Annotated in this window: 14 protein-coding genes; 6 read left to right on the top strand and 8 right to left on the bottom strand. The window is 63.7% G+C overall.

Annotation, left to right across the window (positions count from 1 at the left end):
- Positions 1-45: 45 nt before the first annotated feature.
- The 3 genes from NYR97_RS09855 (at position 46) to hemF (ending at position 2,750) form a co-directional block, all read left to right on the top strand.
- Positions 46-762: a hypothetical protein gene (locus tag NYR97_RS09855; protein ID WP_316697753.1), complete on the top strand. Its 717-nt coding sequence runs from the start codon at positions 46-48 to the stop codon at positions 760-762.
- Positions 759-1,334 carry a hypothetical protein gene (locus NYR97_RS09850; RefSeq protein WP_316697752.1) on the top strand — a complete coding sequence of 192 codons (576 nt, stop codon included), beginning with the start codon at positions 759-761 and terminating at the stop codon, positions 1,332-1,334. The genes NYR97_RS09855 and NYR97_RS09850 overlap by 4 nt, the downstream gene beginning before the upstream one ends.
- Before the next feature lie 516 nt (positions 1,335-1,850).
- Positions 1,851-2,750 (top strand): oxygen-dependent coproporphyrinogen oxidase, encoded by a 900-nt coding sequence (gene hemF / locus NYR97_RS09845; protein ID WP_316697751.1) that lies wholly within the window; start codon positions 1,851-1,853, stop codon positions 2,748-2,750.
- Between the two features lie 421 nt (positions 2,751-3,171).
- Here the strand turns inward: hemF and polA are convergent, their stop codons facing one another.
- Positions 3,172-5,973 carry a DNA polymerase I gene (gene polA / locus NYR97_RS09840; RefSeq protein ID WP_316697750.1) on the bottom strand — a complete coding sequence of 934 codons (2,802 nt, stop codon included), beginning with the start codon at positions 5,971-5,973 and terminating at the stop codon, positions 3,172-3,174.
- A gap of 77 nt (positions 5,974-6,050) precedes the next feature.
- On the opposite strand from polA, the gene NYR97_RS09835 reads away from it, so the two are divergent.
- A complete protein-coding gene (locus tag NYR97_RS09835; protein ID WP_104552338.1) occupies positions 6,051-6,332 on the top strand; it encodes a DUF2782 domain-containing protein in 282 nt (93 codons plus the stop codon).
- Between the two features lie 95 nt (positions 6,333-6,427).
- Here the strand turns inward: NYR97_RS09835 and NYR97_RS09830 are convergent, their stop codons facing one another.
- The 3 genes from NYR97_RS09830 to NYR97_RS09820 all read right to left on the bottom strand — a co-directional run bounded on the left by NYR97_RS09830 (position 6,428) and on the right by NYR97_RS09820 (position 9,985).
- Positions 6,428-8,956, bottom strand: a complete 2,529-nt coding sequence (locus NYR97_RS09830; RefSeq protein WP_316697749.1) for a serine/threonine-protein kinase — start codon at positions 8,954-8,956, stop codon at positions 6,428-6,430.
- Positions 8,935-9,474 carry an ECF-type sigma factor EcfK gene (gene ecfK, locus NYR97_RS09825; protein ID WP_205392906.1) on the bottom strand — a complete coding sequence of 180 codons (540 nt, stop codon included), beginning with the start codon at positions 9,472-9,474 and terminating at the stop codon, positions 8,935-8,937. Before ecfK ends, NYR97_RS09830 begins: the two co-directional genes overlap by 22 nt.
- Positions 9,475-9,607: 133 nt before the next feature.
- A complete protein-coding gene (locus tag NYR97_RS09820; protein ID WP_232372870.1) occupies positions 9,608-9,985 on the bottom strand; it encodes a DUF2147 domain-containing protein in 378 nt (125 codons plus the stop codon).
- A 430-nt stretch (positions 9,986-10,415) separates the two neighbouring features.
- Between NYR97_RS09820 and NYR97_RS09815 the strand changes: the two genes are divergently transcribed.
- A complete protein-coding gene (locus NYR97_RS09815) occupies positions 10,416-11,924 on the top strand; it encodes a serine hydrolase domain-containing protein (protein ID WP_316697747.1) in 1,509 nt (502 codons plus the stop codon).
- A gap of 352 nt (positions 11,925-12,276) precedes the next feature.
- On the opposite strand, the gene NYR97_RS09810 is transcribed toward NYR97_RS09815, so the two are convergent.
- Both NYR97_RS09810 and NYR97_RS09805 read right to left on the bottom strand, forming a co-directional pair.
- Entirely contained in the window at positions 12,277-12,702 is a 426-nt protein-coding gene (locus NYR97_RS09810; protein ID WP_316697745.1) for a hypothetical protein, read from the bottom strand.
- Between the two features lie 245 nt (positions 12,703-12,947).
- On the bottom strand, positions 12,948-13,961 hold the full coding sequence (locus NYR97_RS09805) for a patatin-like phospholipase family protein (protein ID WP_316697743.1): 1,014 nt from the start codon (positions 13,959-13,961) through the stop codon (positions 12,948-12,950).
- Positions 13,962-14,511: 550 nt separating this feature from the next.
- Between NYR97_RS09805 and tagK the strand changes: the two genes are divergently transcribed.
- The gene (gene tagK, locus NYR97_RS09800) at positions 14,512-15,171 is read left to right on the top strand and encodes a transcriptional regulator TagK (protein WP_316697742.1); all 660 of its coding nucleotides are present in this window, start codon (positions 14,512-14,514) and stop codon (positions 15,169-15,171) included.
- 146 nt (positions 15,172-15,317) lie between these two features.
- Here tagK and NYR97_RS09795 read toward each other — a convergent pair whose 3' ends face one another.
- Both NYR97_RS09795 and NYR97_RS09790 read right to left on the bottom strand, forming a co-directional pair.
- Complete coding sequence (locus tag NYR97_RS09795; protein WP_316697740.1) at positions 15,318-15,764, bottom strand: universal stress protein; 447 nt, start codon at positions 15,762-15,764, stop codon at positions 15,318-15,320.
- Positions 15,765-15,873: 109 nt separating this feature from the next.
- Positions 15,874-16,455, bottom strand: coding sequence for a sugar O-acetyltransferase (locus NYR97_RS09790; protein ID WP_316697739.1), 582 nt, complete (start codon positions 16,453-16,455; stop codon positions 15,874-15,876).
- Positions 16,456-16,747: the final 292 nt, after the last annotated feature.

Below are 16,747 nucleotides of genomic sequence, written 5' to 3'. Positions count from 1 at the left end.
GCAGCGGCTATCCATTCACCGACCGGCGCGCAGAAGGTAATCGCGATGGGCCTGTGGGACCGATTGTTTGGACGCAAGACCCCGGCGGCAAAGACGCCACGAGCCGAACCGACAGTGGCGCCGGCCACCGCAGCCGACGATACGGAAACCGAAGCCGAGATCGACCCCGCATTGCTGCCAGCGCTGACGCTGTTTCAGCGCGGCGATCAGGTGGGCGCCTACAACGCCGCGCAGGCACAGCTGCACCTGGGCGCCGATGCGCAGCGGTTGTGTGCATTGGCATTGAGCGCGCTGGACCGCTATCGGGAGGCGTACCCGCACTGGCTGGCGCTGTACGAGCTGGAGCCTACCGCACACAACGCGCTGCAGTTGGCGACCACCTCGGTAATGTGCAACGAGATCGATCGTGGCGAGCAGTGGCTGCTGACCTTCGACGATTTGAATGCGCAGGAGCGATCCACCTCGCCGGCCACCGCACGCACCAGCTTCCTCACCGCGTTGACCCACGCCGGCCACGGTGCGCACGCGTTGCCGCATCTGGAGTGGTTGCGCGAGGCGTACGCAGGAATGTCGATCACCGACAGCCATTTCCTCTACGTGCGAGGGCTACCGTTTTTCGAAGCATTCCTTGAGCGCAGCACGCCGTTGTTGCGCGAGTGCCTGCCGGCCGATGCGCTGCCGAGTTGGTACGCGCAACTGCAGCCGTCGCTGGATCCTGATGGCCAGGCTGCGGTGGCCGCGCATATCGCCTCGCTGCAATGAACGCACCGCTGCCACCGTCATCGCGGTCGCATGGCGGCTTTGTCACGCCGCTGGCATGGGTATCGTTGCTGCTCGGGCTGGTCAGCGCGATGGGCAATCTGCTGCAGATCATGATGATCGCGATCATGCCGGACGCGACGTCGATGGGGTTGCCCGACGGCATGACGCTGCCGGCGTCGTGGCAGTGGTTGATCGATCATGCGCTGTCGTTGTCGATTGCAGGTGCAGTGCTATCGGCCGCGTTTGCGTGGCTCAGCTGGGCGTTGCTGCAGCGACGCGAGTGGGCGCGGGTCGGGTTCGTGGCGGTGTTGCTGGTGACAGGGCTACTCAATTTCGGCGGCTTGGCCTTGATCGGGCCGTTGTTCGAGGGTGTGCAGGCCATGCTGCCCGCCGATGTGCTGCACAGCCCGGAGTGGCCGCAGTTGCAGGCGCGCCTGCAAGCGACGCGCCAGCTCGCATTGCTGCTGACCGGCGCGGGCGTCCTGGCACTCGGCTGCATCCACGCAGCGCTGGCGTGGCGGCTGTGTACGCCGGCCGTGCGCGCTGAATTTGCTAAATCGCGCGAGGTTTGATCGTTCGCTGCGTTTGATCTGCGGGGACAGCTTCGAGGGCGTACCAGTCGCGTCGAGGGCGCGATGCCCTCACCGCTTGCGGGACACGCCGCAAGTACGTCCATGTGGGCTCGGTGGCGGCATCCATGCCGCCACACGGTCCCGCAATCGGTAAGGGCACCGCACCAGAAAGTTTTAGGTTGCCTTGTTGAAAGCCCGCCTATTGATCGCGCTGCGTTGCAAAGCTGATCGGGCGCGCCGTTACTCAAACGACGCAAGTCATGCACTGCTTGCACCACGCACACCGACCACCTCCACTGGTCCTTGCCCGCCCACCGTCGCGGGACCTTACGCGGCATGGATGCCGCGTAAGAGCCTACAGGGACGTACTTGCGGCGTGTCCCGCGAGGGTGGGCGGGCAAGGACCCTGCAGCAAATCCGCAGATCAGCCGCTTTCCGCTGTGTTGCATCGCCCTGCGACAAACGGGCGCGTTCGTCCCGATGCACGAACCAGGATGCACCGCTTAGAATCGGGGCATGAACGAATTCGACCGTGTACGCGATTATTTGACCGGCTTGCAGGACCGTATCTGCGCTGCCGTGGAAGCCATCGATGGCAGCGCGCGTTTTGCCGAAGACCTCTGGCGGCGCGAAGAAGGCGGTGGCGGGCGCACCCGCATCCTGCGCGATGGCGCAGTGTTCGAGCAGGCCGGCATCGGCTTTTCGGATGTGTCCGGCTCGCGCCTGCCGCCTTCGGCCAGTGCACATCGGCCCGAGCTGGCCGGGGCGACCTGGCGCGCCTGCGGCGTCTCGCTGGTGTTCCATCCGCACAATCCGCACATCCCCACCACCCACGCCAACGTGCGCTACTTCCGCGCCGAGCGCGATGGCGACGTGGTGGCGGCCTGGTTCGGCGGCGGCTTCGATCTCACCCCGTTCTACCCGGTCGACGAAGACGTGCTGCATTGGCACCGTACCGCGCAGACGCTGTGCGCCCCATTTGGCGAAGAACGCTATGCCGCGCACAAGCGCTGGTGCGACGAATACTTCTTCCTGCGCCACCGCAACGAGACGCGTGGCGTGGGTGGCCTGTTCTTCGACGACCTGGACAAGGACTTCGAACGCGACTTCGCCTATCAGCGTGCGGTTGGCGACGGCTTTCTGGATGCCTACATGCCGATCGTCGAGCGCCGCAAGGACACGCCGTACGGCGAGCGCGAGCGCGAGTTCCAGCTCTACCGTCGCGGCCGCTATGTGGAATTCAACCTGGTCTACGACCGCGGCACCCTGTTCGGGCTGCAGAGCGGCGGGCGCGCCGAGAGCATCCTGATGAGCTTGCCGCCACGCGTGCGTTGGGAATACGGATTCACCCCGGAACCGGGCAGCGCCGAGGCGCGTCTGATGGACTATCTGGTGCCGCGCGATTGGCTAGGCTGAACGGGCTGATTAAACACGGCGTTGAATGAAACGCTGTGTTGATTGATTTAATTAAGCCTGTTTCAATTTGTGATTGCCAGCGCAACCGAATCATTCGCCTCACGCAATGAGCCGGTTATGTTGCGGAGCAAAATTCAAGCCTGAAAATAAAAAGCCCCGCAGACCAGGGGGAGGTCGGCGGGGCCAGGGAACGGAAACTTGGGGAGTAGTTTCCGCTCCGAGATCTGCTCCAGGGGATGGGAGAGATCTGCCGACAGGCGTTGCGCCCGTCGAGGGATATAACAACATTTTCTACATTGATGGATCGTGAAGATAACTGTTAAAAATATGTAGAATTTAGCGGTTATTCATTCCATCGACGCAGGCCTCATCCGCATTATTTCTGGTCTGCGCATTCAGCATAACAGCGTTATCTGCTGGGTCAGTGCGCCTCATCCCAGTTATCGCCGACGCCGGAGTCGACCACGAGCGGCACGCGTAATTGCGCTGCAGCCGACATGCGCGCGGTGACCTCGTCCAGCAACGTGTCGACGAAGTCGGCATCGGCTTCGAACACAAGTTCATCGTGCACCTGCAGGATCATCAACGCACGCTCGGCGTGGTCGGCGATCCAGCCGTCCACGCTGACCATGGCGCGCTTGATGATGTCAGCGGCGGTGCCCTGCATCGGCGCATTGATCGCGGCGCGCTCGGCGCCGGCGCGCTGGCCCTGGCTGCCGGCGTTGATGAAGTCCAGATATAGCCGGCGGCCGAACACCGTTTCCACGTAGCCCTTGTCGCGCGCCTGCTGGCGGGTGGTTTCCATGAAGTCGCGCACGCCCGGGTAGCGGCTGAAGTACAGCGCGATGTAGTCCTGCGCCTCGCCACGGCCGATGCCGAGCTGGCGGGCCAGGCCGAACGCGCTCATGCCGTACATCAGGCCGAAGTTGATCGCCTTGGCGGCGCGGCGCTCATCACTGCTGACGGTGTCGATGGTGCGGCCGAACACCTCGGCGGCGGTGGCGCGGTGCACGTCGGCACCGGACTCGAACGCGCCCACCAGGCCGGGGTCGCCGGACAGGTGCGCCATGATGCGCAGCTCGATCTGCGAGTAGTCGCAGGCGATCAGCTTGCGCCCGGCCGGGGCGACGAAGGCGCGGCGGATGCGGCGGCCGTCCTCGGTGCGGATCGGGATGTTCTGCAGGTTGGGATCGGACGAGGACAGCCGCCCGGTGGCGGCGCCAGCCTGGTGGTAGCTGGTGTGCACGCGCCCGGACTGCGGGTGGATCATCTCCGGCAGCTTGTCGGTGTAGGTGCTGCGCAGCTTGGTCAGGCCCCGGTACTCCAGGATCACCCGCGGCAGCTCGTGCTGGTCGGCGATGGCTTCCAGCGCCTCTTCGTTGGTCGAGGGCTGGCCCTTGGGCGTCTTGACCACGGCGGGGAGCTTGAGCTCGTCGAACAGCAGCGCCTGCAATTGCTTGGGCGAATCCAGGTTGAAGGTACGCCCGGCCAGCTCGGTGGCTTTTTGCTGGGCGGCGAGCATGCGCTTGGACAGGTCGGCGCTTTGGCGGCGCAGTTCGGCCGCGTCCACGCACACGCCGTTGGCTTCGATGCGGGCGAGCACTTCCACCAGCGGCATCTCGATCTCGCGGTAGACGCGCTCCAGGCCCGGCTCGGCAGCCAGCTTGGGGCCGAGCACGTGGTGCAAGCGCAGGGTGATGTCGGCATCTTCGGCGGCGTAGCGGGTGGCGTCGTCCAGGCTGATCTGGGCGAACGGGATCTGCTTGGCGCCCTTGCCGCAGACGTCCTCGTACTTGACGGTGTCGTAGCCCAGGTAGCGCTTGGCAAGGCTGTCCATGTCATGACGGGCGCTGCCGGAATTGAGCACGAAGCTCTCCAGCAGGGTGTCGTCGCTGTAGCCGGCCAGGGCGATGCCGTGGCGGCGCATCACGTGCAGGTCGTACTTGCCGTGCTGGCCGAGCTTGCGCACCGCCGGGTCGGTGAGCAGCGGCGCCAGCTGCGCCAGCGCCTGGCTGCGCTCGAGCTGGGCCGGAGCGCCGGGGAAGTTGTGGCCGAACGGCAGATATGCCGCCTGGCCCGGCTCGGCGGCCACGCTCAGGCCGATCAGGTCGGCCTGCAGCGGGTCCAGGCTGTCGGTTTCGGTATCGAAGGCGAACTGGCCGGCGGCGCGCAGGCGCGCGATCCAGCCGTCGAGCTGTTCCTGGGTCAGGATGGTCTCGTACTTGCCGCGTGCCGACAGCGCCGGGTCCACTTCCAGCGGGGCGCTGACCGGACCGGACACGAAGCCGGTGCCGCGCGCGCGGCCGGGTTCGGTGCGGGCGCTGGCGGCGGCGGCCCCCAACGGCATCGGCTCGGTCAGCAGGCCGGCCTGGGCAGCAGCGCCGCCGAGTTCGCGCAGCGCCTGGGTGAAGCCGTAACGTGCGTACAGCACCGCCAGCGTTTCGGCGTTGGGCTCGCGCAGGTCCAGCGCGCGCGGGCCGCTGGCCAGGGTCACGTCGGTCTTGATGGTGACCAGTTCGCGGTTGAGCGGCAGCCGTGGCAACGCGGCGCGCAGGTTCTCGCCGATCTTGCCCTTGATCCTGTCGGCGTTGGCGATCACGCCATCGAGCGAGTCGTATTCGGCCAGCCATTTGGCGGCGGTCTTGGGGCCGCACTTTTCCACGCCGGGCACGTTGTCCACGGTGTCGCCCATCAGCGCCAGCAGGTCGACGATCTGGTCGGGGCGCACGCCGAACTTGGCGATCACCGCCGCGTTCGAATCCATGCGGCTGCCGCTCATGGTGTTGACCAGTTCGATGCCCGGGCGCACCAGCTGGGCGAAGTCCTTGTCGCCGGTGGAGATGGTGACGCTCAGGCCATCGGCGGCGGCCTGCAGGGCCAGCGTGCCGATCACATCGTCGGCTTCCACGCCGTCGATGCGCAGGATGTCGATGCCCAGCGCATGCACGATGTCGCACATCGGCTGCACTTGCGCACGCAGGTCGTCGGGCATCGACGGGCGATTGGCCTTGTAGTCGGCATACAAGTCGTCACGGAAGGTCTTGCCGGGCGCATCCACCACGAACGCGACGTAAGCCGGGCGTTCCTTCAAGGTGGCGCGCAGCATGTTGACCACGCCGAACAAGGCACCGGTGGGCTCGCCCTGGGCATTGGTCAGCGGCGGAAGCGCGTGGAACGCGCGATACAGGTAACTGGACCCGTCGATCAGGACTAATTTGCTCATCGGCCAATTCTAACGCTGCACGCTCACCCCACGCCGCCCAGCGCATACTGAGCAACGACCTAGAACGGATGACGACGATGATGAGAGCAAGTCTTTTGCTGCTGCCGTTACTGCTGCTCGGCGGCTGCGCCACCAACGGCGCCAGCGGCAACGTGCCGGCCGGTGCGGATGTCACCAGCAAGACCATGGGCAACGGCGACAAGGTAGACGAGTACCGGGTCAATGGCCAGCTGGAAATGGTGCGGGTGACGCCCGCGCGCGGTGCGCCCTACTTCCTGTACGACCGCGATCATGACGGCCATACCGATGCGGAGAAGGACAAGGTCAACAAGGTGTACTGGAAGTTGTATAGCTGGTGATTCGGGATTCGGGATTCGGGATTCGGGATTCGGGATTCGTAGAGCGTAAGCGCAGCGGCTCTTTGGCCGCTGGTGCCGGTGAAGCCAACTTCGTCTCAGCGTTGCGCAACCGCGGTGGTGGTCTCTGCGCTTGAGGTGGCCGGCATTGCCTCGGCCGCTGCTGCCAGCGCCAGGGTCTGGCGTGCGGCAAGCAGCGGTTCTTCGGCATCGCCGTAGATGCCGGTCAACATCTGCAGCGCTTGCTGCGCGTGGTCGCGCGCAGCGGCGATCTGGCCAAGCCTGCGCTCGGCTTCGGACATGCCGCGCAGGATCTCGGCGGTCTGTGGATGCGCACGGCCCAACACGCGCAAGGACGAGGCCAGGCAAGCGCGCTGTTCGACCAATGATGCCTGCACCTGCCCGGCATCCAGCAACCAGAAGGCATGGTTGCTGCGGTAGGTAATCGTGGCTCGCGCATCGTCGCCAAAGGCGGCGCGTGCGCGCTCCATCGCAGCGCGGTAATGCGGGCCGGCTTCGGCCAGCTTGCCTTGCTGACGCAAGGCGTCGGCGAGATTGCCTTCCACCATCAAGGTATCGGCGGCGTTGTCGCCGTACAGCTTGCGGGTAATGCGCAGCAGCGGGGCAAGTTCGGCTTCGGCAGCGGCAAAATCGCGCTGCATCAGCAAAAACACCGCCAGGCTGTTGCGCATCGACAGCACCAGCGGATGCTCTGGCCCACGGACGCCAATGCGCTCGCGCAGCAGGCTGCGCTGCAAGGCGATGGCCGGTGCAAGCTGCCCATTCTCGGCCAGCATGCCGGCGTAGCTGTTGCCGGCATCGATGCGGCGTTCTGCGGTGGTGGCCACGTTGGCCAATGCGGCGACGTAGGCATGCCGGCTTTCCGCCAGCGCCTCCAGCATGCGGCCTTGATCGCGCAGCGCCCACGCCAGCCGGGCACGCATGTCGTTACCCAGACTCTGCTGCTTCGCATTGCCGCGCGCGGCCTGCGCCATGCCGGCGCGCAGCACGCGCTCAGCCTCAAGCGATTGACCCGCACCACTGAGCGCCTGGCCCAGCATGGAGGCCGCTTCCAGCGCCGGCGCGCTGCCGGCACCCGCGCTCTGCTGCGCCAGCGCCTGCGCGGTGCGCAGATGCGCAACCGCCTGCGGATAGTCCGACAAGGCGATCAGCGTGCGACCCAGCGTCAGTTCCACCTCGGTGCGTGCATCCGGTTGATCGGCCAGCTCGCGCGCGGCGCGCTGCGAGGCTTGCTGCAGCACGCGCAGCATCAGCGTCTTGTCCAGATCCTGCGCAATGCCAGGGTCCACGCTGGACAACACCGAGCTCATGAAATCGCCGGTGACCTGCGCGCGTTGCGCATCGCGCGCGGCTTGCTGCAGCGACCACAGCGTGGCGCCCAGACCACCCATCAGCGCGACCGACACAAGCCCGGCGGCCAGCACGCCACTGCGATGGCGTTGGGCGAACTTGCGCAGCCGCCACCACCGGCCCGCCTGCAACGCGCGTGGCGGGTAGCCGTCGAGCCAACGATGCAACTCGTCCAGCAAGGCCGATACCGACGCATAGCGTGCAACCGGCTCGGGCGCCAACGCACGCAACACGATCGCATCCAGGCCATCGCGCAATTGCCGCTGCAGTCGGGCGTGGGTGGTCGCGCGTGCGGCGCAGATCCGCGCACGCGCATCGGCCGGCACTGCCGCCACGCGCTGCGAGGGGGGCTGCGGCAGCCCATCGCGCCCGGCCACCGGTGCCAGCCCGCAGCTCAACTCATAGAACATTGCGCCCAACGCATAGATGTCGCTGCGCGCATCCACGTCCTGCACGCCGCGCGCCTGTTCCGGGCTCATGTAGCCGGGCGTGCCGCGGCCATGCGCGGAGGTCATGCCGGGGTTGGCCGCATCGATGGCGATGCCGAAGTCGATCACGCCCGGCATCGGCCGCCCGTCGATTTCGCTGACCAAGACATTGCTGGGTTTGAGGTCGCGATGGATCACGCCTTTCTGGTGTGCGTGCTGCACCGCCTCGCTCACCCGCAGCATCAGCAGCACGCGCGCATGCAGCGAGAGCAAATGCGCATCGCACCACCAGGTGATCGGCTCGCCGCGCAGGTATTCCATCACCAGATACGGGCGGCCGTGCGCATCGGTGCCCACATCGTGAATCTGCGCGATCGCCGGGTGCACCATTTGCGCCAGCAAGCGGCATTCGAACTCGAACAACGCGCGGCCCTGCACATCCAGCGCATCGGCGGCCACCAGCTTGATCGCCACCTCGCGCTCGTAAGCGCCGTCGGCGCGATGGCCCAGATACACCTGGCCCATGCCGCCGACGCCGATCAGGCGGTCGATCGCCCATGCACCAAAGCGCGTGCCGGCCGGCAGCTCCGGCAGAGGCGCGCACAAGGCGGCCACCGCCTGTTTCAACGGCGCACGCACGCGCAGCGTGGCCTGCGATTCCACCGCCAGCATCGCCAGCAACGCATCGCGCAGCACCACATCGTCACCGGCCTGCGCACGCGCGAATGCCTCGCGCGCCTCAACCGGCAGCAGGCAGGACTGATGAAACAGCGCCTCCAGGCGTTGCCAGGAAGTGGCGACAACGCTCACAGCTGCGCCGCCAGCCACACCCGTGCAAAGCGCAGATCGCGCTCCAGTGTGGGCACCGACACCTCCAGTTGCTCGGCTGCCTCGGCCACACTGAAACCCACCAGCTCGGTCAACGCAAACGCCTTGGCCTTGCGCTCGTCCACGCGCGCCAGCTTGTCGAAGGCATCGGCCACCATCAGCAAGGCCTCCGGTCGCGGCGCGCCATCGGACAGACTGATGGTCAACGTCACCGCCTGCCCACCCCGCTTGGCGCTGGCCTGCTGCCGCGCCAGATCCACCAATAGATGGCGCATCTGCAGTGCGGCAACCGAATAGAAGTGCGCACGCGAGCGAAATCCCTGCTGCCCCTGCTCCAGCCGCATCCACGCCTCATGTACCAGCTCGGTTGCCTGCAGCCCGCCGCGCGCATTGCGCCGCAGTACCCGCAACGCCGTCTCGCGCAGCACCCTGTACACCTGCCGCGCCAATGCATCGCCCGCGCCGGGCTCCTCGCGCTGCCAGGCCTGCAACAACTCGGTGATCGGCAGCTCGGACATCGGACCCATCTCGCCTGCGTGGGAGCGCAGTATCCCGCATTGGCGGCCGGGTAGGCATTTCAAAACCAAACGGTTTAGCTCGCTTGCGCCGGGCCTGGCAAACGCGCCTCGGGCCGGCCAGGTCAGGCAGCCATCAAGGTGCGGGCTGCCAGGTCGGCCCCTGACATATGAAGGCCACGCAGCCCTCCACCTTCAAGGAGCCATCGGCGCCACGCTTGATCTTGGCGTTGTAGGTCTTGCCGGATTCGGGGTTGTAGATCTTGCCTTTCCACAGATCTCCTGCATCCACCAGCTCGCTCAGGATCACCGTGCCTTCCATGGGGTTGTGGCGCTTGGCCGGATCCGGATTGAACGCATCGGTCTTCCGGCTACCGGGCTTGGCCCGCAGCACCTTGACGATGGTGCCGCACAGCGACGTGCCGCAGGGCTGGATGTCGACCAGTGCCTGCTGATTATCGGTAAACCATTTTCCGGTGATCGGTTCGGCGGCGAATGCAGGCGTGCTCTGCACGACAAGGCCGAAAACGACACAACATACTGCGGAGATGCATTTCATTGGACTTCCCCAAGCTTCGATAAGAGCAATTGACGCGCAACGTGCTTTCGCTGGTGCAGCGTCGCCGACACAGCCGCAGCAGCGTTAGAATCAGGCGGGTCAGATCGTATCGATGCAGTCTTGGGAGATGATTAGATCACTTGCCAGCAAGCACGCATGGCCGCATCCATGGAAACTTTTGACCTGATATCAGGCTTGCACCGATTGCGCTTACCTTGCTGATGTCGAATAGCTTGGTGAGCGAAGTAACAAGCAAACCTCACCCACTGCTATCGCCCAGAAAAAATTTCAATCGCATTGCACCATCACAAAAACAATTAGCTGGGCCTCCTGCAAACGCTGGCTCACTTCTCCCACTGCCTCGCCCTAACGTACAAGGATCGTCATGCCTGTCATCCATCGTCGTGAGCTGTTGATTGGCGGGCTGACGTTGCCACTGTGGTCACTGCCGATCGCTGCTCACGCAAAAACATCAAGCCCGCCTGCCTCGTTCGAAACATTGCTGCGCCCAACCGTGCACACCGGTCACGAGCAGTGGGCCTTGCAAGCGCGCATGCAACATCACCGCGTGCCAGGCGTGGCAGTTGCGATCCTGCGCGGGGGACAGATCCACAGCATCAAAGGCTTCGGATCGACAACGGCGGGACGTCGCTCACCGATCGGCGAAGACACCTTGTTCTCGGTTGGCTCGGTCAGCAAGGTAGTGACAGCCGCGCTGTGCGTGAAGCTTGCCGCGCTTGGCATTGTGGATCTGGATAAAGACGTCGGCACCTGGCTACGCCGTTGGCAGATACCGCAAGGGCCGGACGGCGATACCAGCAAGATTTCCCTGCGCATGCTGTTGTCGCATACCGCAGGTTTCAACGTGCACGGCTTCAAGGACTTCGACCCAGGCGCTGCATTGCCCACGCTGGTACAGACGCTCACCGGCACATCGCCCGCAGTCAACAAGCCTTTGCAGCGGATCGATACTGCCGGCACCCGCGCACGTTACTCCGGTGGCGGTTACATGATCGCGCAGGCGGTGATCGAAGACGCTGTGGGCAAACCGCTGAATGCGATTGCCACCGAGCATCTTCTTGGCCCATTGGGCATGCGCAGGAGCAGGTTCGATGCAGGCCTTGCCGCAGACACGCGCGATGTAGCGCACGCACACGACGACTCGGGCGCTCCTGTCGCACTACCGCGCGGATGGCAAAGTTTCCCGGAACTGGCGGCTTCCGGCTTCTGGACCTCGGCCAAGGAGTTGAGCCGCTTGGTCATCGCATTGGGTAGCTCCTACCGCAGCAGTGGCGGATTTCTGCCGCAAGCCTTGGCCATCGACATGATGACCGAGGTGGCCCCCGGCATCCACGGGCTCGGGCCACGCCTCGCCGGGCAAGGGCAATCGCGCATCTTTCATCATGCCGGATCCAACGACAGCTACAAGGCCTATCTCGAAGGAAATCTCGAAAGCGGCGACGGCCTGATCGTGCTCACCAACGGTGAAAACGGCGACCTGCTCCATAACGAAATTCGCAACGCGGTCTCCGATGCGCAGCATTGGCCAGGCGATTGGTCGGTGCAAGTCAGCACCGTCGATTTCACCACACTCCTGAAGGACTACATCGGCCGCTATGTGCGGCGGCCCAATCAGGAACCGCTGCTCACCGGCGTGCTGGATATGAGCTTTCTCGGCGAGGAGGTCGTGATTTCGCAAAACAGCGAGGGACTGGTGCTGGAAGGTAAAAGCAGGCCTCGCTCGCTGAAGCCGCTCAACAGCCATCGCTTTGTTGCCGATGCATCCATTCCTGCGGGGACGCTGCAGTTTCAGTTTGATCGAGGCAGCGATCGTCGTGTGGTGACGCTGAGAGTGATGGCTGGGGATGGAGTGATGGTTTTTGCGCCCGAGTGAAGCAAGCTTGGAAAGCAGCATAAAATTTCCACCATGACGCCGATGGCTGGTAACGGAGCACGGGCATGATGCCCGAAGCACGCCGTTGCGATTTACTGCTCCCTATAGTGGCAGAACAGTCGCTGATTCGCAGGAAGTCTCGGTCATGAGAGTCACCAGAGTATGCACACCAATCGATTCACCGCCTGGACTCATGCCGCTTGCCAACGTCTTCCAAGCTTGAGTCAGGATCAGGAATTAGATAGACGCACTATCCGACACAACGTCTTGGGACCCCCGTCGGGATCGAGACGCGTTGAAAAACCGGCCGCAATCGATTCGTTGCGGCCGGTCTTTGCCTGACATCCTGCAATCAGCTGCCTTTGATAAAGGCAATCGCCGGATCACTCGAGTTGTACCTCACGTAATGGTCGCCATTGCGATACGTGTTGACCTGATAGCTGTCGCCTGTCTTGTCGTAGAAATAGTAGTCGTAGTGTTCGGTGTTGCTGAAATACAGGATATATGCCCATGTCCCGCCGTTGACTCCGAGACTATAGCGAGAAATCGCAGCAATCGATTTGACCTCTGCGGCGGTATCGATCCAATTGTTTCCGGTCAGCGGCCAAGCGACAGCAATGCCGAAATCTCTCTTCGCTTCTTCGCCTGCAGCATCGGCTTGCTCGGTCTCCTGGCTGCTGCCGCGAAACCCGATTTGGTAGGGAATTCCTTTGTCGCTGACGGCGTCGGTCCATTCGATACCGGATTCATCATGCGGATGTGGCGATGCGGTGCTCATTCGTTATCTCCTGATGGCAAACCAAGACACTGCGTTCCGGCTGGAACACTGCTACAACCTGAAAGCGATGACGATGTCGCTGCCGGCGTGTCCCGATTCCGGGTCAACGCCAGGACTGGCAAACAACGCACAGCGAGCTGCGAGGTGGATGCGGACAAAACGATTGGAACCTAGCGTGCGGGCTCTCCACGCAGCTGCGCTCCGGCAGTTCCACGCTGCACCTAGGCGAAAATCCGAGATTTGCCCTATGTCCAGCGGCTGGCGACCCAGTCACGCGTCTGTTTCCACGCATCTGTCTGCAGGTAAGCCTGGGTTTCGCTGGCCAGATCAGCGACATGCTTCCAGTCATCCAGTGCGTAAGGACGTTTCAGTTCGACATTGGCGCGCTTGAAGTTGCCGGCCAGCACCTGCTCGGCCTGGATGCTTGCAAGTTCGGCCGTTGCATCCATGGTCAGATTCAGTAGCGGCATGGCCGGCACCGAGCCGCTTGCCCAGGGATACAGCCAGGATTTTGCGCCCCAGTCGAGCGGGTTGCCGATCGCGGCGGATGGAATTCCTTGCGGGCTGCTGCCGGTTCCAAGCGAGAGCAGCTGGATATCGCCGACGCTGTTCACCAGGCCACTTGCAATGGCCTCGGCCACGGCGGTCATGGCCGGATTGTTGGCGAACACGCCGCCGTCGGCGAAGAACCCATAGTCGCCGTATGCTCCGGAAACCCGATAAGGCGGAAAGTAGGTTGGCGCGGCAGACGTCGCCAATGCGGCATCGACCATGCTGATCTGCCTGTACGCATTGTTGACGCCGTTGGAGAAGGTGGCAGGCATCCAGTTTCCACTGGTCGCGTCCCACAGGCGCGCGGCGTTGACGACGACGAGCCGCTTCGCGTCTGCAAGCGACGTTGTACCCAACAATCCGCTCGCAATCTGGATCAATCCATCGTTCTTGTACTGGCTGCTGAAGAAGCCCGGCCCGCTACCCAGCGTCGCGTCCACCCCTTGCTGTTGCGACTCGGCCTGTTGATCGAGAAGCCACCCGTTGGGTTCGAAAATGCTTGCGCCTTTGGTCATGTACATCTGGATAATCGTGTTGATCGAGACGTTCTGCACCAATGCCAGAGCAAGCAGGCCACCGGTGGAAGTGCCGGCAAGACAATTCGCATGGCTGAGGATGTTGCTGTGCTGATCCAGGTCCTGGATGAGGATCGCGGTGATCAGTCCTCGAATTCCGCCGCCATCGCAGCTGATGATATTGAACGACATTGAAGTCTCCTGGAGAGCGAGCACTGTCCTGAAAGTGCGTGCGAAGGCGTCAAGAGCAAGCGATCTGACTGTCCCGCTAGCGCGGATACCGACAGCTGTCAGGACGATTCCACGTGTGCGTGAAAGTCGTGGCGACGACGCTTCCGTCTCCCGTTGCGTCACCCTAGAAGCACCTTCGTCGATCACCCGACAAATCGTCTCAGCGTATTGATCATGTGATCTGCCACCGCCTTTCTGCGTGCCTTCGGTCGTGCGGAGCTCGGTATTCACCTGGCGACCGGCATCGCGCTGCAGGAACCAGTCTTTTCGAATCAGCGAATCGGCGCGACCTCATGCAGCGCAGTGCTAGCCAGCGCTGTTCACAGCCCTGATCTCGATGCGATACCGTTGCGATGGGTTTTGCATTGGTCGCTGCCCAAAGTGCAGGCAGGGTCCATGCGGCTTCCCAGCGTCGCGGTGCATTGAGGAAGGGGCCAGCCGGTTGGCCTGGATCGCCGTCGATCGCACCGATGCGTGACGCAGCACGGAGTTCATAAAAGACCGTGATGGGTTGGCGCCGCTTTTCTCGGTTGATCAGATAACAGGCCCCGGGGAGTGGGCCGCAGGCAGCACCCGCATGAGCAACACCGGCGATTACAACGCCATCGTCCCGCAGGCATCGGCATCGGTTGAGGCGCACGCACTGCTGATGATCGATCTGCTGGCCTACATCGAGCAGCACATCGGCGAGGCCGAGCTCGGTACCGAGTCCTTGCAACAGGCGTTCGCGCTATCGCGCGCCTCGTTGTACCGGCTGTTCCAGTCGCGTGGCGGCGTGGCCCGCTACATCCGCGAGCAGCGCCTGTGCACCGCGCACCGCTATTTGCAGGCCTACCCGGAGTGCAGCCTGACCTGGTTGCTGTATGAGATGGGCTTCGCCTCGGAACGGCAGTTTCAACGCTGTTTTCAACAGCGTTTCGGCATGCAGCCGATGCAATGGCGCCGCCACTGTCGGGCTGCGCCGGCAACGCATTCGCCGCGCCGCGGCCACTACATGCCGCTATGGCGCTTCATGCGCGAGCTGAGCCAAGATGCGCAACGCGATCACGCACCGGTGCGCCCTGGCACGCTGCCGGTCCAGCCCGCCCCGCTGATGCATACCGAAGCGCTACGGCGTCTTGCACAGCCGGCGAGCCGCTTTGCGGGTCAGCCGGAGCTAATGGAAAACTGATCCGTAATCCGCGTAGGAGCGCGCTTGCGCGCGATGGGGCATTACCGGTAACGCCTCTCGCGCTCAGGCGCGCTCCTACACTGGAACATGCGGACTGACACCTGAGATGCACTGCGCGTGTTCTTGTGCAGCAAGACTTCCGCCAGTCAGCGAATCACCAGCACCGGAATCGAACTGTTGGTCAGCACTTCCACCGTCTGGCTGCCGAGCAGCATGCGGCGCACGCCGCGGCGTCCGTGCGAGGTCATGATGATCAGATCGCTGTTGCAGTCCTTGGCGGTCTGCACGATGCCTTCGGCGGCGAACCGATCCAGCACGTGATGCGAGGTGGCCTTGATATTGGCCGCAGCCGCCAGTTCCAGTGCCGGGCGCAGAATCTTCTCGGCAGCGGCCTCGCGCTCGGTGCGATATTCCGGGCTTGCCTCGTAGCCCACGCTCCAGCCCATCGCGTCGTACATGCCCATCGCCCATGGCTCGGACACGGTGACGACATCGACCTTGCCGCCAGTCGCCTTGGCCAGTTCAAGGCCCTGGAACAAACCACGATGCGACAGCTCGGATGCATCGATGGCGATCAGGATACGTTTGTACATGGTGATATCTCCTTGAATAACCAGCTTTGCCGGCGGAATCAGCCTGACATCATGCGCCGGCGCCTGCCTTGATACAGATCAATGCCGAGACGCGGATTGCTGCACGACTTCAATCAGTTGGCGCTGCATCGGGATCGTTGCGGCTCGCGCGTACGCGCGCAGGATTTCCCAGCGCAGTCGCGCCTGCCGGGACATCGCGGGTGACCACCGCACCGGCGCCGATCACTGCATCGTCGCCGATGCTCACGCCGGGCAAGATAATCGTACTGCCGCCGATCCACACGTTGCGACCGATGCGGATCGGCCGCCCGAACTCCAGCCCGCTAGCGCGTCCTGCCGCATCGCGCGGATGATCGGCAGCATAGAACTGCACCGCAGGACCAACTTGCGTGCCCTCGCCGATGCTGACCTCGCAGATATCCAGAATCACGCAATTGAAGTTGAGGAACGCTCCCGCGCCCAAACGGATGTTGTAGCCATAGTCGCAATGAAACGGCGGGCGAATCACCGCGCCTTCGCCTACCTCGGCCAATCGCTCTACCAGCAGCGCGCGCCGCTGTGCAGACGGCTTCGCGGCGGTGGCGTTGTACCGCACCATCCAGTCGGCGGCGGCAGCCTGGTCGGCCTGCAATTCGGTATCAGCCGCGTTGTACAGCTCGCCTGCAAGCATTTTTTGTTTCTCGGTCTGCATGGTGCGCGTATCTCTGTGCGATCGGTGCCGGCACAGGGTGCCACGGATGCCGCGAAGAAGGCATCGAGCGATGCACCAATCGTGTGCATGCACAGGTTCAAGGAACATGCACGCCGCACTGATAGACGATTATCGCTTCTCGGCGCCGGAGCACCTGGAGATTAGCCGCGATGGAAGAAACCTAGCCGCAGTGAAACAGGCGCGCAACTGGTGCCATGCACCTCGTCTTCTGCAGGGAAAACTGCGCTCCGTTCGTAAACTGCCAAGTTGACGTTGCAAGTTCCGGCCACGA

Origin of the sequence: Xanthomonas hydrangeae (assembly GCF_032697525.1) — a bacterium.
GTDB lineage: Bacteria > Pseudomonadota > Gammaproteobacteria > Xanthomonadales > Xanthomonadaceae > Xanthomonas > Xanthomonas hydrangeae.
This window is presented reverse-complemented; position numbering and strand designations above follow the sequence as displayed.

What these genes read in the sequence shown, in the direction of transcription:
- NYR97_RS09850 (WP_316697752.1), top strand. Translation starts at nt 759, where the DNA reads ATGAACGCACCGCTGCCACCGTCATCGCGGTCGCATGGCGGCTTTGTC.
- NYR97_RS09795 (WP_316697740.1), bottom strand. Translation starts at nt 15,764, where the DNA reads ATGTACAAACGTATCCTGATCGCCATCGATGCATCCGAGCTGTCGCAT.
- NYR97_RS09835 (WP_104552338.1), top strand. Translation starts at nt 6,051, where the DNA reads ATGATGAGAGCAAGTCTTTTGCTGCTGCCGTTACTGCTGCTCGGCGGC.
- NYR97_RS09790 (WP_316697739.1), bottom strand. Translation starts at nt 16,455, where the DNA reads ATGCAGACCGAGAAACAAAAAATGCTTGCAGGCGAGCTGTACAACGCG.
- NYR97_RS09810 (WP_316697745.1), bottom strand. Translation starts at nt 12,702, where the DNA reads ATGAGCACCGCATCGCCACATCCGCATGATGAATCCGGTATCGAATGG.
- hemF (WP_316697751.1), top strand. Translation starts at nt 1,851, where the DNA reads ATGAACGAATTCGACCGTGTACGCGATTATTTGACCGGCTTGCAGGAC.
- polA (WP_316697750.1), bottom strand. Translation starts at nt 5,973, where the DNA reads ATGAGCAAATTAGTCCTGATCGACGGGTCCAGTTACCTGTATCGCGCG.
- NYR97_RS09815 (WP_316697747.1), top strand. Translation starts at nt 10,416, where the DNA reads ATGCCTGTCATCCATCGTCGTGAGCTGTTGATTGGCGGGCTGACGTTG.
- NYR97_RS09805 (WP_316697743.1), bottom strand. Translation starts at nt 13,961, where the DNA reads ATGTCGTTCAATATCATCAGCTGCGATGGCGGCGGAATTCGAGGACTG.
- ecfK (WP_205392906.1), bottom strand. Translation starts at nt 9,474, where the DNA reads ATGTCCGAGCTGCCGATCACCGAGTTGTTGCAGGCCTGGCAGCGCGAG.
- NYR97_RS09855 (WP_316697753.1), top strand. Translation starts at nt 46, where the DNA reads ATGGGCCTGTGGGACCGATTGTTTGGACGCAAGACCCCGGCGGCAAAG.